Origin of the sequence: Bradyrhizobium sp. CSA207 (assembly GCF_029051685.1) — a bacterium.
Classification (GTDB): Bacteria; Pseudomonadota; Alphaproteobacteria; order Rhizobiales; family Xanthobacteraceae; genus Bradyrhizobium.
This window is the reverse complement of record NZ_JAACFT010000073.1, coordinates 1-14,810: the sequence shown is the minus strand read 5'-3', so window position 1 is coordinate 14,810 and position 14,810 is coordinate 1. Positions and strand designations below refer to the sequence as shown.

13 protein-coding genes are annotated in these 14,810 nt (G+C 56.5%); 5 read left to right on the top strand and 8 right to left on the bottom strand.

What is annotated here, in order from left to right:
- Positions 1-1,109: acyltransferase (locus GWG65_RS39425; protein WP_275200792.1), on the bottom strand; the 1,109-nt coding region annotated here is incomplete at its 3' end.
- Positions 1,088-1,693, bottom strand: coding sequence for a family 16 glycosylhydrolase (locus tag GWG65_RS39420; protein WP_275200791.1), 606 nt, complete (start codon positions 1,691-1,693; stop codon positions 1,088-1,090). The genes GWG65_RS39425 and GWG65_RS39420, both read right to left, overlap by 22 nt.
- A gap of 815 nt (positions 1,694-2,508) precedes the next feature.
- On the opposite strand from GWG65_RS39420, the gene GWG65_RS39415 reads away from it, so the two are divergent.
- Complete coding sequence (locus GWG65_RS39415) at positions 2,509-2,739, top strand: hypothetical protein (protein WP_275200790.1); 231 nt, start codon at positions 2,509-2,511, stop codon at positions 2,737-2,739.
- 232 nt (positions 2,740-2,971) lie between these two features.
- On the opposite strand, the gene GWG65_RS39410 is transcribed toward GWG65_RS39415, so the two are convergent.
- The 4 genes from GWG65_RS39410 to GWG65_RS39395 form a co-directional block, all read right to left on the bottom strand.
- Positions 2,972-4,270, bottom strand: coding sequence for a hypothetical protein (locus GWG65_RS39410; RefSeq protein ID WP_275200789.1), 1,299 nt, complete (start codon positions 4,268-4,270; stop codon positions 2,972-2,974).
- A 66-nt stretch (positions 4,271-4,336) separates the two neighbouring features.
- Positions 4,337-5,380, bottom strand: a complete 1,044-nt coding sequence (locus tag GWG65_RS39405) for a glycosyltransferase family 4 protein (RefSeq protein ID WP_275200788.1) — start codon at positions 5,378-5,380, stop codon at positions 4,337-4,339.
- A 109-nt stretch (positions 5,381-5,489) separates the two neighbouring features.
- Positions 5,490-6,239, bottom strand: coding sequence for an FkbM family methyltransferase (locus tag GWG65_RS39400; RefSeq protein ID WP_275200787.1), 750 nt, complete (start codon positions 6,237-6,239; stop codon positions 5,490-5,492).
- 7 nt (positions 6,240-6,246) lie between these two features.
- Complete coding sequence (locus GWG65_RS39395) at positions 6,247-7,611, bottom strand: undecaprenyl-phosphate glucose phosphotransferase (protein WP_275200793.1); 1,365 nt, start codon at positions 7,609-7,611, stop codon at positions 6,247-6,249.
- Positions 7,612-7,996: 385 nt separating this feature from the next.
- On the opposite strand from GWG65_RS39395, the gene GWG65_RS39390 reads away from it, so the two are divergent.
- From GWG65_RS39390 to GWG65_RS39380, 3 genes are all read left to right on the top strand, one after another.
- On the top strand, positions 7,997-8,992 hold the full coding sequence (locus GWG65_RS39390) for an ABC transporter substrate-binding protein (protein WP_275200786.1): 996 nt from the start codon (positions 7,997-7,999) through the stop codon (positions 8,990-8,992).
- Positions 8,993-9,738: 746 nt separating this feature from the next.
- Positions 9,739-10,713, top strand: coding sequence for a GDP-L-fucose synthase (locus GWG65_RS39385; protein ID WP_275200785.1), 975 nt, complete (start codon positions 9,739-9,741; stop codon positions 10,711-10,713).
- A gap of 59 nt (positions 10,714-10,772) precedes the next feature.
- Entirely contained in the window at positions 10,773-12,080 is a 1,308-nt protein-coding gene (locus GWG65_RS39380) for a WcaI family glycosyltransferase (RefSeq protein ID WP_275200784.1), read from the top strand.
- A gap of 120 nt (positions 12,081-12,200) precedes the next feature.
- Here the strand turns inward: GWG65_RS39380 and gmd are convergent, their stop codons facing one another.
- Together gmd and GWG65_RS39370 are read right to left on the bottom strand one after the other, a co-directional pair.
- Positions 12,201-13,292 carry a GDP-mannose 4,6-dehydratase gene (gene gmd / locus GWG65_RS39375; protein WP_275200783.1) on the bottom strand — a complete coding sequence of 364 codons (1,092 nt, stop codon included), beginning with the start codon at positions 13,290-13,292 and terminating at the stop codon, positions 12,201-12,203.
- A gap of 227 nt (positions 13,293-13,519) precedes the next feature.
- Positions 13,520-14,347, bottom strand: a complete 828-nt coding sequence (locus GWG65_RS39370; RefSeq protein ID WP_275200782.1) for a transglutaminase-like cysteine peptidase — start codon at positions 14,345-14,347, stop codon at positions 13,520-13,522.
- Between the two features lie 285 nt (positions 14,348-14,632).
- Here GWG65_RS39370 and GWG65_RS39365 point away from each other — a divergent pair.
- On the top strand, positions 14,633-14,810 hold a 178-nt coding region (locus tag GWG65_RS39365), incomplete at its 3' end, for an NAD-binding protein (protein ID WP_342760716.1).

The following is a 14,810-nucleotide window of genomic DNA, read 5'->3' as shown; positions in this document are numbered from 1 at the left end:
ATCACCGACCTGCTGCCCTTCAACTTCCCCAAAACCGCCACTGCCTGAACAGGCCAGACGCCGCCCCCGATACGAAGGCCATCCGTCAAAAGCGCAGGCGTCAACGTGCGGGGAAAATCGCGCTTACGATAGGCGGGCAGATGCAGGACGTAAATTGCGTAGGAGCTAGCGCCCAACCAAGTCGATCCACGGGACAGAACGGGATTTGTAATGCTGCTGGCTGCCGCCAAATAGATGATGGCTGGAAACGCCACAGCGATTGTTACAATCGCGAGCGCCGCTTCGACGTCGTGCGATGGATTGATCGCGAGGGTGGTAATCAGACAACACGCAGCCACTAGGGCAGCCCAATTTGCTAAGGTCGTCCGCCTCTGCTGCCAGATCATATACAGCAACCAGCCGCCAAAAAACGACGGGGCTACCCGCAAGAAACCGAGCGGGAACGTCGCCCATTGAAACCCAACATCGATAGTGCCAATCAACCCGGCCGAGCAAATCAATCCAAGCCCCGATATACCAATGATTGTGAAGAGCAATCGGAGGCTGAAGTATTGGAACCACGCGCCAAGTGCTGCATTCACCACAAGCTCAAAGAATAGTGACCAAGTAGGTCCATTCAGCGGAAAGATGCTGGAATTGAGGTGACCTGGTGCCGGCAAGAACAGCAAGGCAGTCGGCAGCCATATTAGCCATGCCAGCAGGGAAACTCCGCCGCCGCGTATCGTCGCAATTCCTAGCGCCAAGCACGTAACGAGTAGGCCAAGGAGATACAAAGGATACAATCTAATCAAACGAGCGACCATAAACGCTCTAAATGAAAGACTTTTCCCAAGCTGCCTTCCATACGCGTGAGCTAGGACAAACCCACTCAGCATGAAAAAGAAATCGACGGCAAGATATGCCATTGGAAAAAGTTGGCCGCCAAAGAGACTTGATGTATGGCGGGTCATGACGGCGAGAGCTGCTACGCCGCGGAGCATATCCAGTGCTAGGAAAGAGTGCCTTGTTTGCAAAGTTGCTGACTGCATCTGATTGGAGCTGCTGGTCTCAGGAAAGGCCGTTCTTTCGCGATTCTGCATTAAAAAGTTCAATCCTTCGTTGCCTGCCATGATCTCGCATAGTCGATTCGGTACGTGGACGGCATTGAAGCATCATCGGGTATACCGCAGCCCTTGTGGACTTCACTGTCGAAGACCATGTGCATTGGCCTGTGCCACAGGCGGTTCTCGGTACGGCGAACCAAAGCTCCATCAACAAAAAATTCAATTTTGTCGGCAGCCCAATTCAAGCCAAAGACATGAAACTCGTCCGCAAAGTCAAAGGGAGCGCGCCAGTATGCTTCAGAAATTTGGTCGGCGGTGTACCCAGGCAATTGATACACATGCAGCGTCATGTGGTAATTGTTCACAACGCCTCGTTTATCTTTGCAAAGTTCGAAAACATCAATTTCATCCTGCTCAGCCGGGTATTTTTTGTAGAACCAGAATGAACTCAGTGCAGCGGAGCGCATCGCTTTTGCCCGAATTTCAAAATATCCGTACAGCACCGGTGAGACGCTCTTGACGACAGCGGTCGACCATTTGCCGTACCCAGCGCGTGCAAGTGCTGCCGGAGGGTCACGGAGTTGGCAGGTAATGTTCAAGCACCCCCCACTGACTGAAACATTTTCTGAAGAGAAGAACGACGGTTTCATGCCGTTCCATGAGTCGCTTGGCAACCATTTGGAGTGATCCAAGCCATTCCCGTCAAACTCATCGCTATGCGAATCTAACCTCCGCCAACTTCCGACATTTGACTGGTCCGAAAGCGGGAAGGCTTCAGTCTTTCGATCCGGCAATTCCCCGAGTGAGCCAGTCCTCAGAAATTCGCTAGCTCGCGCGAGGCCCACACTTGAGAACGGGAGCGCGATCATCCCCGCCGCAATTGATCTCCTTGTCAGCAAGTTTGACCTCCATCCTGCAACCGCTCTAGGTTCCGACTGAGTCGAAAATCATGTCCGGGCGGGCCATGAGCGCGACCAGGAGGTCGTAGGCCAAACTCCTTTGAGAGATTCCAGCCGAGAAAAAAGCCCGTCCAGCCCCCCGCTAGCTGATCGAAAAGACTTCGAGGACGTCGAAGCAAGCTATGCAACAGGAAGAACAATCCTGGGCAGTGACGGTGTCCAATGATAACTGAGTAGAACACGTACCTGGCTTTCAGATGCCACGACGCAAATGCCAATCGGCTCGCGCAGTTACTTGCCGTCCAATCCCGACACTTAAGGTAACTCCACCTGTCGGCTTGGTAGTCGGGTTTCCATCCAGGATAATGATCAACGATCGCAGTCGGGTCGAGTATAATTTTCCAACCCATTCGCCGGAGGTTCAAGCAATACCAGTAGTCATTCGAAGGTTGAGCTCCGTGGCCTGGAAGTCGCTCGTCAAAGCGTAGCGTACCTATGGCGCCTCTCCGGATCGCCCAATTGCATCCCTTTACGACCTCGACGTCGCGAGCTGGACCGACGACCAAATGATGTTGACCTATGATATTTCCCCAAAAATCCCGATGGCCGACCTTCGAGAGTTCGGGTTTCAAAATGCATTCGCCCCCGATGTGCAGGACATCGCGCCCTCCCGCAGCGCCAACGAGCGGATCCTCGAAGTGAGACAGGACTTTGGAAATCCAGTCGGGTCGAGGGACGGCATCGTCATCAAGCACCACAACGACTTCGCCTTTGGCAACGTCGACGCCGGCGTTTAGCGCTGCAACTTGGCCGGGCACTCCGATGGGCACAAGTAGCCAATCCGGGTGCCCAGCAGCTCTGTCAACAATCCACTTCGCTGTTTCGACGTCTTCGGCTGGCCGATAGACTATGACGATCTGCACCGGCTTTTCATTCAACTTCCTGATGCCATCGAGGCAATCTTGTAGCGCATCCAAGCGGCGAAACGTCGGAATAACGATCGAGAACGAGATTGCACTCACTTGACACCTATTCAGTTGGCAGCGGCGGCTGCGTCGATCGAAATTCGCCTCTTGCATACGCGGCGAGAATGTCTCCTGCGAGGGCGGACAGTGGCCCGACAGCGAAACCTACTTGGAGCCAGAGCACGCCCGTGATCGTCCTAAAGTCGAGAGTCGTTAGTCCTACTAGGCACCAAATTAGGGTTACGGGGATCTGCAGCCATGCCCAAAAGTTCCAGCCGCGGTGTCCGATTAGTTGAAGAGCAATCGAGCCTACGCCGTTCGCGGCAACGCCGAGAGCACAGATCGCGAGTTCGCTTTTTAGAGCGCTGTACTGTGGGCCTATCAGCCAGAGAAAAGCGTTGGGAACTATCAAGCTTGAAATGAGAAGTGCTGCGCTGGGCAGTAGCGCGACCGCTACCCACTGACATAGCCGGCGACCGACGTGTACCTTGGCCCTGCTAAAGCTAGGAATGGCAAACGCTTGGATGAAGGCTTGAACCGGTAACAACAGCTGCGCAATTCTGCTCAATGCTCCAAATTCGGCTGTTTGCGACGGCAAGCCCACCCAAGCAATTATAAGAAAGATCAGCTGTCCTTGAAGAGAGGAAAAAACTTCCAGTGGAAACTGCCGAACCGCAACTCGGCGAATCTCAGAGAAGTAGGCGTCATTCTTGATAGCCCTCTTGAAGGGGGTCTCTCGAAGTGTCCAGCGCTCGATGAAAGGAACGCGCATCAACGCGATGCTAGTTGCAGCAGCAACTGCAGCCGTCGCTCCAAGCATTCCGAGATGATGAAGACCCGATACTAGCGCCAACCTAATTGCAGCCAGAATGGTGTCCAGCGCTTGTGTTCGAGACGCACGTCCAGCAAAAAACAAAATCTGATCAACCAATCGAGTCCGCATATCTGCGAACCAGTAGATAAGAAGCAGGCAGAGTAGTGTGGCCACAACAAAGACTTGTGCTCCGTTTCGGACCAACAACCAAACTGAAATGGGAGCTATGACAGGTAAAATTACGGCCGAGATGAGTCGGCGCTGGCGAAGCGCTGCATCAAGAGCAGAAGCTGCCTGCATGCGGTCAGGCCAGGTCCGGCCGACAATTGCGGCAAAGCCGAGATGCGTGCCCCCTTTGGTTAGTAGCGTGATGGTCCCGAGGACTACAGTAGCTATCGTGTAGACCGCATAGTCTTCAAGCGTCATCCAGCGAACGATCAACAAACCAGTTAGAGCGGCAAGCCCTTGTGACAAAACAGATCCGGAGAGAAAGGTCCCCCACTGCTGGAGCTTCTTGAGGTACATAAGATATTGTGTCAGCGGATGCATGAATGAGGTAGTCGGAGAGAGAGGCTTGCTTTGGTTCGAAGGATTGATCGATCAGCCGCGCTGCTATCAATCAATCTGGAGACTATCAATGATTGCATTCAGGTTCGCTTGAAACGAACTATTCAGATATTTAGCTTCGACTTTCTTTCTTCCATGTTCTCCGAATCGTCGCGCGAGCAAGGGATCTGTTAGCAACTCCTGGAGCCGGTCTGATATCGCATCCGGATCCCGATGGTCGACGACAAATCCATCGAGGCCATCCGAGACGACTTCTTTGGAAGCGCCAAACGAACTGCAGATGACAGGCAACAGACGAAGCCACGCTTCGAGGTAGACGATTCCAAAGCCCTCCTTCGAAGAAGGCAAAGCAAAAACGGAGGCTCGTAGATAAGCCTGAGAAAGCTCATCATCGCTCAATCGGCCAAGAAATGAAACGTTGGCGCCGATCCCAAGTTCTCTCGTCAGCTGTTCCAACTCGCCGCGCAACGAGCCGTCACCCACGACTTCATATCTAACGTTCGGTATCCTCGTTTTCAAAAGTGCAATGGCTCTCAGCATCTGATCGATATTTTTAGCCCGGTCGCCCGAACTCAGCCGCGATACAGTCAGCACCACGGGTGTATCCTTTGCATCAGGGCTCGACGGTCTCTCGACGGCGTCAACGGCGTTCGGAAGAATTCGAAATTTCGTCCGGTTCACCCCAAATTCCTGCGACATGATATCAGCGGTGTACTGACTCACTGACGCGATCCGGCTGACCGCGCGGAGGAAGAGACTGTCGTGCCAGCGCTTCTTCCGTCGCTTGGGCTCGTTCCAAACCTCATCCCCGTGCACAAATAGCAGTATCGGTGTCTTCCAACGAAAACACCTCACAAGCGCCGCAATGGGCAACAGATTGATGTGCCCTACGATAAAGACACTGGCAGTTAGCCCGGCGATTGCGCTACCGAGGATAAAGGCGATCCGATTTGGATAGCTTCGCGCAACAGCTGCGAGATCCTTCGGAATTGAATCGCCGTCGCGCAGAAATCTCATCTGCGGCGGAGACTCGCCGCGTGATTGCGCGCGCGATAGTAGATTTCTGATTACACGTCGATTGAAGTTCTGCATGCCCCCAACCAAAGAGTAGGTTTCGAGCGCGCAAAATACGATTTGCTGCTTAGTTCGATCTTTAGGGTGGATTGTCATGGCGATGAACGAAACGAAGCAGGCGCGCCCATCAGCTGCGAACCTGCTTAAAGAGGAAGTCGGCCTGCAACGGGCCTCTTGATCCGTCCAGATGTTGGTTGAACACGCCACGGAGCTCAAATCGTCGCGTGCGCAGGTATTCGATCACATCACCTGCAAGCGCCTGCCCTTGGTACAGTTCAACGTAGGAGGCTTCAACATAGATAGTATCAAAGCGTTCCAGCAGTTCTTCGGATCCCCTCAGCACGTCTAATTCAAAACCTTGGACATCAATCTTGAGCAACGCCGGAGTTGCTATCTGCTCACCGCTCAAAACTGAAGGCAATCGTCGTAACTCCACGGTTTTTTTCGCGCTCACCTCCGTTCCAAAAACCTCGACCTGCGTGGCTGCAGGCGCGAGGAGCGAGGATGAGTCGTTCTCCTTTGTGACGTTAATCGCAGCTTTTGCATCGGTGGGTCCGATGGCGCAGCGGAAGAGTTGAACCTGCTGATCGCTGCCGAAGATGCTGCTGAATGTGGTCCAGCAATCCTCAAGTGGCTCGAAACTGAAGATGGCTGCCTTTGGGTATCGTTCGCGCGCGAAAAGTGCGAATTGTCCAACATTTGCGCCGATATCAACGATCGTCTTGTATTGCACGTCTCCAAGTGCGGAGCTGTGCTCAATACTTGCGGCAACTCCATGCTTAAGTGCTCGCATTCCCGATGAAGAACTGAACGCGTGCAGGAGCTTTCGAATACGGATGAAAAAGAGGTTCATTGGCAGGGCGCTGAGGCTCGACAAGATCTGATCAATGTGCGGTCGGTCGACCGAAGGTGACAATTATCGTTCCCAGCAAGATTCTTACATCCAACCACAAGCTCCAATTATTGATGTACCACAGATCATACTCCACGCGCTTCTGCATCAGCTCGAGCGTGCGGGTTTCTCCGCGGTAACCATTAACCTGGGCCCAGCCGGTGATGCCGGGCTTCACATGGTGGCGGAAGGCGTAGTTGCCGATGATCTGCTCATATTCGGTGTTGTGGGCGGCCGCGTGCGGGCGGGGGCCGACCAGCGACATGTCGCCGATGAGCACGTTGAACAGCTGCGGCAGCTCGTCGATCGAGGTCTTGCGCAGCCATTTGCCGATTGCAGTCACGCGCGGGTCGTTCTTTTGCGCCTGCACGATTTTCGGGCCGTCCTCGAGCACGCGCATGGTGCGGAATTTGAAAATCTTGAAGGCGCGGCCGCCAAAGCCGTGACGGGTCTGGCGGAAGAACACCGGCCCCTTCGAGGTCGCCTTGATCAGCACGGCGGTCACCAGCATCACGGGGGCGAACACGATCAGCGCCAGGCCGGTGCCGGCAAGGTCGAGCGTGCGCTTGAGCGCGCGTTCGTTCCAGGACAGCGGCGCGCGGCGCAGCTCTGCGGTAAAGGTGTGGCCGGTGCTTTGCAGCGGATAGCGCAGGAAGCGCGCGGCGTGGGCATCGGGCACCAGATGCACGGGAACGGGCAGCACCTTCAGCGCGTCCAGGATGCTGTCGATCGCGTGCTGCCGGCTCCAGCTCATCAGCAGGAAGATGTGCTCGACCCGGTTCTCGCGCGCATAGGCGATCAGCTCGTCAAAGCGCGGCGCGATCGCCGACAGCAGCAGCGGCGAGGCGAGGTCGCTGCCGCGGATCTCCATGATCCGCATCAGCCGATAGCCGTGCTGGGCAAGGTCCATCAGGGTGTTGGAGGCCGCCGGCAGCCCGAATTCGGCGATCATCACCGCGCGGCTGTTGGCGAACGCGCCGGTCGCAAGCGCCCTGGCGGCCCAGCGCCCGGCGGCCAGCTTCCAGGCCAGCAGCACGGCCAGCCCGACCAGGTAGAACGAGATCGTGGTGCCGCGGGAAAAGTCCTCGCTCACCTTCATGGTGAAGGCGAGCGCCAGCAGCGCGCCGAACAGCCCGGTCCACGTCGTCACCGCGGTGCGGACTGCGCGCGGCAGGTTGGTGATGTTCTTGAGGCGATAGCCGTGCTGGACCGTGGTCAGCAGGATGAAGTTGATCGCCACCACGACGCTTGCCGCGGCGTAGACATTGGCCTTGCCGAGCGCCGATTGCGTATAGAGGTGATAGGCGACCGCGCAGCCGATGCCGCTCAGCACCACCAGCAGGCCGTCGCCGACCATCACCAGCCGCTCCACAACCAGAGGGCGAAGAAAGCTCCAGGCATTACTTTGAGGTGTCGCCGAAACCGGCTCCACCACAGCAATTTCCGCAGCCGAATCAGGGACGGGAGCCGGTCGAGCCGATACAATCGTCATCGCGCTAATGCTCACTTACGAACAATTCATTGATCCGAATACACGGTGCTATCAGGCAAAATCGCAATTAAAACAAGACGAAGGAAAAAGTAACCTTACCCCAACGGTTTGACTGTAGCGCATTTGCCCTCACCCGATATGCTAAATCTCACAGTTCGTTAGGAAGCCTTCAGTGTCCCAGACCCGGTCCCGGCAGCGATCCAGGCGACGGTCCAGCCGGTATGTAGCGATTGGTCTTGCGGCCGTTGCCTTGCTGGGCTTGGCCCTTATCGCACTGCGCCCGGATTCGCCGCCGCGCCAAGTATCGAACCCCGCGGCCGCGGCAAGTCTGCTCCTCGACGGCCCCTACGCGGCGCGCTTTGCCGGCGAATTGATCGCGCTCAAGCAGGGCTTTCTCACGTCCCAGATCGCGCTGCGCCCGCACCCTGACGACCCGAACTTCGTCGAGACAGTCGCACGCGAACATGCCATTGGCGTGACCAGCGGCCAAAAGTTTCTGCTGGCCGCCTGGCGCGGCGTGCCCGTAACGGCGTTCGCCGCAAGCTTCCTCGACACCTCGATTGCGATCTTTACCCTCGAAGGATCCGGCTTGCGCCGGCCGCCCGACCTGGTCGGCAAGCGCGTCGGCTACCGCAGGGCAAGCGAGGGAGACGTGATCTTCGACGCGATGATGGCTCAGCTCGGCCTGCCGCGCAGCCAAGTGACGAAAGTGGCCGATCGCGACAGCTTCGATGCGCTCCGGGCCGGCGAGGTCGATGCCATCATCGCCGCCATCGATGACCAGCCAACTCCGTCCGGTACGGGCATCCGGCTGAATGTGATCAAGCCGCAGGACTACGGCATTCATGTCCCGGGGCTGGTCTATTTCGCCAGCAACGACCTCATTCATGATCGTCCGTCCGTCATTGTCGACGTTCTCCACGGACTCATCCGAGGTTGGCAGTTCGTCTACAGCGACTATGCACAGAGTGTGCCTGTTCTTGCCGAGTTTGACCCGGCGAAGCTAAATTTTGAACGGCTGAAGTTCGAACTACAGCAGCAGCGTAACCTGGTCTTGCCGACCGGTGGCCGCATCGCGGACTACGATGAAAGCCGCTGGCGGACCCTGCGCGACATTCTGATGTTCGCGAAACTGGGGGAGGAGGAGGTGCCTCTTGCCCAAACGGTCGCCTACCAATTCCTGCGCGATGTGTACCGCCATTCGCCGGACCTTGCCGCGCCGGGCGCGTGGAGCGGGAAGAACTAGGGCCAAGAAGTCACAGTACGGCGCGTTATTGCCCGGAGCCTAAATTCCGTGCGTCGGATCGGTTGCCTTCCTGCCCCGGTGCTTGGTAATCTTACGAGGATGTTTAACTGTTTTCTGGGCGGTTCGCCGATCGTCTGCCGCTGAAGCCGGCCCCGCGGGCCGTGCGGTTGATCGATGAGATCCGTCGGGGCAAGGGAGCTATACGGATGTTCAAGACGTTTGCGCGGGTGGGTCTTTTAGCGTTGGCCACTTCCCTGTGTGCAGCGAGCGGCGCAAGTGCTGGCATGCAAATGCCTGCAAGCGCGGCCCTCCTGACCGGAGAGAGCCAGGCGACGCCGGTAACTTTCTGGGCCCAGTCCTACCCATACCGTTATGTGCCGCAGCGCCACTGCCCGCTCGTGCGTGTTGAGACTCCGTACGGCTGGTACATGGATCGCGTCTGCGCGCCGGAAGGCCCCGTCCTGCGTCGCGCTTACTGATCAGCCTCACCGAATAGCTAACCTGGATGAAACAAGCAGTCGTGCGATCCGCACGACTGCTCTGTCTATTTTTGTGCCAATGGTCTGCCGCCGGATTGCGCAACCAGGGGCTGTTCACCAAAAAAGCGATTTAACGTCAACTTAGGCTGCTGCCCGGTAAAGATTGTGTTAACAAATTAGTATGCTGCGCTGCACCGTTGGTGTGTGCAGATTGGAAAAGGGGCTGTGCAGTGGATATTTCCGTAAAGAGAAGGCCCGTGTAGTCATATGACAGGGGCATCAACGTACAATCTTTCCGGTAAGCGCGTCTTTGTAGCCGGCCATCGCGGCATGGTCGGCTCGGCCGTCGTTCGGCGCCTTGCGTCTGAGAATTGCACCATTCTCTGCGCCGACCGACATGAGGTGGATCTTATCAAGGAAGAGCCAACGATCCGATGGCTCGAGGCCAACCGGCCCGAGGTCGTGATTCACGCGGCCGCAAAGGTCGGAGGCATTGCCGCCAATAGCAACTTCCCCGTCGATTTTCTCTGCGACAATCTTTCGATCGAACTAAACGTTATCCGCGCCAGCCATGCCGTCGGCGTGCGGCGCCTCTTGTTTTTGGGCTCATCTTGCATCTACCCAAAGCACGCCAAGCAGCCGATCAGCGAGGATGAACTGCTCACCGGACCGCTCGAGCCCACCAATGAGTGGTATGCGATCGCGAAGATCGCTGGCCTCAAGATGTGTCAGGCGTACCGCCGCCAATTCGGCGATGACTTCTTCTCTGCGATGCCCACCAATCTCTATGGTCGTGGCGACAATTACCATCCCGATCATAGCCATGTGCCGGCGGCACTAATCCGACGATTTCACGAAGCAAAGCTGGAGCAAGCGCCGACGGTGACGGTCTGGGGTACCGGAACGCCGCTGCGTGAATTTCTGAACGTCGATGATTTTGCCGACGCGTGTGTCTTCCTCCTGAAGAATTATTCGAGCGACCAGCCGATCAATGTCGGCAGCGGCGACGAATTATCGATCGCCGATTTTGCGGCAACGATTGCAGACGTGGTGGGCTATCGGGGCAAGCTGGTCTTCGATACGTCCAAGCCAGACGGTACGCCACGTAAGCTGCTCGATAGCTCGCGGGTGCGGGCCCTTGGTTGGCAACCAAATATTCCTCTGCGCGCCGGCCTCGCCGCAGCGTATCAGGATTTTCTAAAAGGCTACGGCCGTCATCTGGAGGTTAGCGCCACCAGCTGAGCTCAACTATTCTGCCTGCAATAATTTGAATTCTCAAAACTTACTTGGATTGCGCCTTTATGCGTGTTCTTTTGGTCGGCATCAATTATGCCCCCGATCTGATCGGAGTGGCGAAATACAATAGCGAACTTTGCGAAAGCCTCGTCGCGGAAGGTCACGAGGTCAGGGTGATCACTGCTCCGCCCTATTATCCCGCCTGGAAGACTCCTCGAGGCTTCAGTAGTTTTTACTTCAGATCGAGGCATATCGATGGCGTTCGGGTCACGCGTACGCCGATCTATGTGCCTGGACATCCGTCAGGGGCGAAGCGGCTCATCCATCATGCCTCGTTCGCCCTATCGAGCGCAGTGCCGGTCCTCGTGAACGCGCTCTCCTGGCGACCAGACGTCATGGTCGCGGTTGCCCCTTCTCTGATGTCGGCTGCGTTCGTCTCAGTCGTTGCTCGTCGCATCGGTGCCAAATCATGGCTTCACATTCAGGATTTCGAGGTCGATGCAGCGTTCGATCTTGGTCTGCTGCGTAACGGTTTCTTGCGCAAATGGATGCTCAGGACTGAATCGGCGATCCTCAAATCGTTCGATCATGTTTCGACGATCTCTCAACCGATGGTGGGGCGCCTGATCCTCAAGGGGGTGCGTCTCGATAGAGCGGTCGAGGTCAGAAATTGGATTGATACCCGCGCGATCTGCCCCGCTTCGCGGATGACGAAATATCGCGAGCAGCTGAAGCTCGGCGAGAATGACATCGTTGCGCTCTACTCCGGAACGATGTCGAACAAGCAAGGGCTTGAATTCGTGATCGAGGCCGCGATCGGGTTGGAGCAAAGCCATCCACATATTCGCTTCATCCTCGCCGGAGAGGGCCCAGCTAAGATGAGGCTCCAGCAAATGGCTCTCGGACACTCCAATGTCCATTTTCTCGGACTTCAGCCCAAGGAGAGCTTCAACGAGTTGATGGCAACTGCCGATTTTCATCTGATTCCGCAGAAGGCCGAGGCAGCCGATCTGGTGTTGCCTTCCAAGCTTGGTGCGATCTTTGCGTCGGCTCGACCAGTCGTCGCGATGGCCGAAGAGGGGACGGGGCTCGCGGCGGAAGTAACTGGTGCGGGCCTTGTGATTCCACCTGGAGATTCGTCCGCTCTTCAAGTCGCGATTTGCCAGCTTTGTGAGGCATCGGCCCTCCGCGGGCATTACGGCGAGGAAGGAAGAAAGCGCGCCCTTGATCGGTGGGACCGACAAACAATTGTTCGTCGGTGGTCGGAAGTCATGGCGGACGAGCGCAAGTCGACAGGGCCGAAGGGTATCGGACCGACAAGCGCTGACGACAACATTGGACTTCCAGTGGAGGATGCGGTTCGCTTGCCCTGAGGCATCTGGCCTCGACTGCGAAGAGATGACGTCGGCTGACGACCAAAAGCAGCCAAAGGTGAGCGCCGGGATGAGCGCTTACCTCCTGCCGCTCGCTTTGACGGCTGATCTAGCCCGAGATCACTCGTGACGCGGAAAGTATCTGAATCCGTGCTGCTTGATCAGTTCGTCCCGCTTTGCCGATTCGAGATCTTCCTTCATCATTTCCTGAACCAGAGTCTCGAAGGAGGTCGTTGGCTCCCATCCGAGTTTCTGCTTGGCTTTCGCGGGATCTCCCAAGAGAGTCGCGACCTCGGTGGGCCGGAAATAGCGGGGGTCTACCGAGACGATACATTTGCCGGTAGAGGCGTCATAGCCCTTCTCATCGACGTCGCTGCCTTCCCAGCGAATCCTTATTCCGACTTCGCTGGCTGCAATATTAACGAAGTCTCTCACGGAATGCTGCACGCCAGTGGCGATGACGAAATCCTCCGGCTTCTCCTGCTGCAGCATCAACCACTGCATCTCGACGTAGTCGCGGGCGTGGCCCCAGTCGCGCAGCGCGTCGAGATTGCCCAAATACAGGCGCTCCTGAAGACCCAAATGGATTCGCGCGAGTGCTCGCGTGATCTTTCGGGTAACGAAGGTCTCACCGCGAACGGGAGACTCGTGATTGAACAGGATACCATTGCAGGCGTACATACCGTACGCTTCGCGATAATTCACCGTGATCCAATAGGCGTAGAGCTTGGCGACCGCATAAGGGGAGCGCGGGTAAAAAGGAGTCGTCTCCTTCTGCGGAATTTCCTGAACCAGGCCATATAATTCGGAAGTCGACGCTTGGTAGAAGCGAGCCGTCTTCTCCAGCCCCACGATGCGCATGGCTTCGAGAATCCGCAGCGTCCCCAGCCCATCGGAATTCGCAGTGTATTCGGGTTCCTCAAACGACACGGCCACATGGCTCTGCGCAGCCAGATTGTAAATTTCGTCGGGCTGTACCTGGGCAACGATCCGGATGAGGCTGGAGGAGTCCGTCAGATCTCCGTAGTGCAGCCGGAATGGCGGATCGGGCTCGTGTGGATCGAGGTAAAGGTGGTCGATGCGATCGGTGTTGAAGAGGGAGGTCCGCCGCTTGATGCCGTGGACTTCGTAGCCCTTTCCAAGGAGTAACTCGGCTAAGTAGGCCCCGTCCTGACCTGTAACACCGGTAATTAGTGCGCGCTTTTTGGTCATGTAAATCTCAATGACATGGATGCGTGTTTTCTTACCCAAAAGCCTGTCCCGACGCTACCTGCGGCAGAGCAGTTTTGAGCTGATTGTTGGCTATTATTAACGAGCCGAGCGCATCGCGGGCATTTGGCCCGTTGATGCGGAGCGCCAGCTCGCCGATTGGTACGTCGGCGAATCCTGGAGACGATTTGAATGGCGACACAGTCGAATTCGAAGGAGTAGGGACACAGCTAAGATCTCGCGGGTCCGCGGGTCCAGAGCTGGGGGTTCAGATCCGATTCCGTGCGCAGGAAAACATACTTGTCCAAAGATTCATTGAACTGAATAATTACCCCGCTCAGATTGTCCAAAACAAAGAGGGCCCGTCCTTCTCGAACGAGCAAAACCAGGTGATGTTCTCCCGTCGCGCGAATAGCGACTTCACCCAGAAGAAGAGACGAACTAGGCCAGCCCGATCGAAGCAGCAGATGGCGTTTCGTTACCGCATAGTCCCCGCAATTTCCGTCAGAGGGGAAGATCTGCCAATCATAGTCGTTCCGGCTCGCCAATAGACTCTCGGCCGCGATAACAGAATTAACGCTCAAGTTGATCTGGTTGAGCTCACGCCAGCGCTGCCGTCGAGAACGGAAGTCCGTTATTCGCCGGTCCCGCCGTTCCTGACAGTCCTCGGGGTACTGAGTACAGAACAGCGTGAATGAAAGCGGAGGGACGACCTCCTGCATTTCGAGACTGGAGTAGGCTGGCTGGCTGCAAACGCAATACACCAGCGCCAGCATGCGTGCAGCATGTCGGATCATCGCTTCGGCCTCATAATGGGCTAGACGATCCGTCCATATTGCAACGCAATAATGAAAACGCCATATCAATTGTGAGGCAATTGATGCCCAAATCTGGAGCGCTAACCGCAATTCGATCCGATCCACCAGGCCATCAGAAAAGCCGAGAGGTAGCGAAGCTTCAGGGGTCGGGCTTTTTGCTGAGAGCGCACAACAATTGCGCAGCTCGAAATCAATCGCCCTTATGATTTGCGCATTACTGTACGGCGAAGATACCGCCATGGCCCGATTTGCGGTGCTCGGCGCAAGCGGCGTCCCCAAGCTTGGCTGACACGCAGACTTTGCTCGCGTAGGGTCTGAAGCGTGGCGACGACGAGTATCCCGAGGCCGCTAGGCTGGAGCGATCTCGCCGCCATGTTGTGCCACATCGCGAATGCTCTCTCAACGCAGGACGTTAAGGAATTATTCGGATTCCGCGTTCCTGGATTGGTCGAGCCTGCGATTGGCTGAAAAAATGTACTAGAAGGCGATACGAAACATCCATCGTTCACAGAAAGAGGCATTTTCGTGCGAATTGCGATGATCGGCACGGGCTATGTGGGACTGGTGTCCGGAGCTTGCTTTGCGGATTTCGGTCACGACGTCACCTGCGTCGACAAGGACGAGAAGAAGATTGCGGCGCTCCATCGCGGCGAGATCCCGATCTACGAGCCCGGCCTCGACGAGCTGGTCGCGACCAATGTCA

Bases quoted from the DNA above. Each gene is read 5' to 3' on its own strand.
- GWG65_RS39385 (WP_275200785.1), top strand. From the start codon at position 9,739: ATGACAGGGGCATCAACGTACAATCTTTCCGGTAAGCGCGTCTTTGTA.
- GWG65_RS39380 (WP_275200784.1), top strand. From the start codon at position 10,773: ATGCGTGTTCTTTTGGTCGGCATCAATTATGCCCCCGATCTGATCGGA.
- GWG65_RS39395 (WP_275200793.1), bottom strand. From the start codon at position 7,611: ATGGTCGGCGACGGCCTGCTGGTGGTGCTGAGCGGCATCGGCTGCGCG.
- GWG65_RS39410 (WP_275200789.1), bottom strand. From the start codon at position 4,270: ATGCATCCGCTGACACAATATCTTATGTACCTCAAGAAGCTCCAGCAG.
- GWG65_RS39415 (WP_275200790.1), top strand. From the start codon at position 2,509: ATGATGTTGACCTATGATATTTCCCCAAAAATCCCGATGGCCGACCTT.
- gmd (WP_275200783.1), bottom strand. From the start codon at position 13,292: ATGACCAAAAAGCGCGCACTAATTACCGGTGTTACAGGTCAGGACGGG.
- GWG65_RS39405 (WP_275200788.1), bottom strand. From the start codon at position 5,380: ATGCAGAACTTCAATCGACGTGTAATCAGAAATCTACTATCGCGCGCG.
- GWG65_RS39370 (WP_275200782.1), bottom strand. From the start codon at position 14,347: ATGGCGGTATCTTCGCCGTACAGTAATGCGCAAATCATAAGGGCGATT.
- GWG65_RS39420 (WP_275200791.1), bottom strand. From the start codon at position 1,693: ATGAAACCGTCGTTCTTCTCTTCAGAAAATGTTTCAGTCAGTGGGGGG.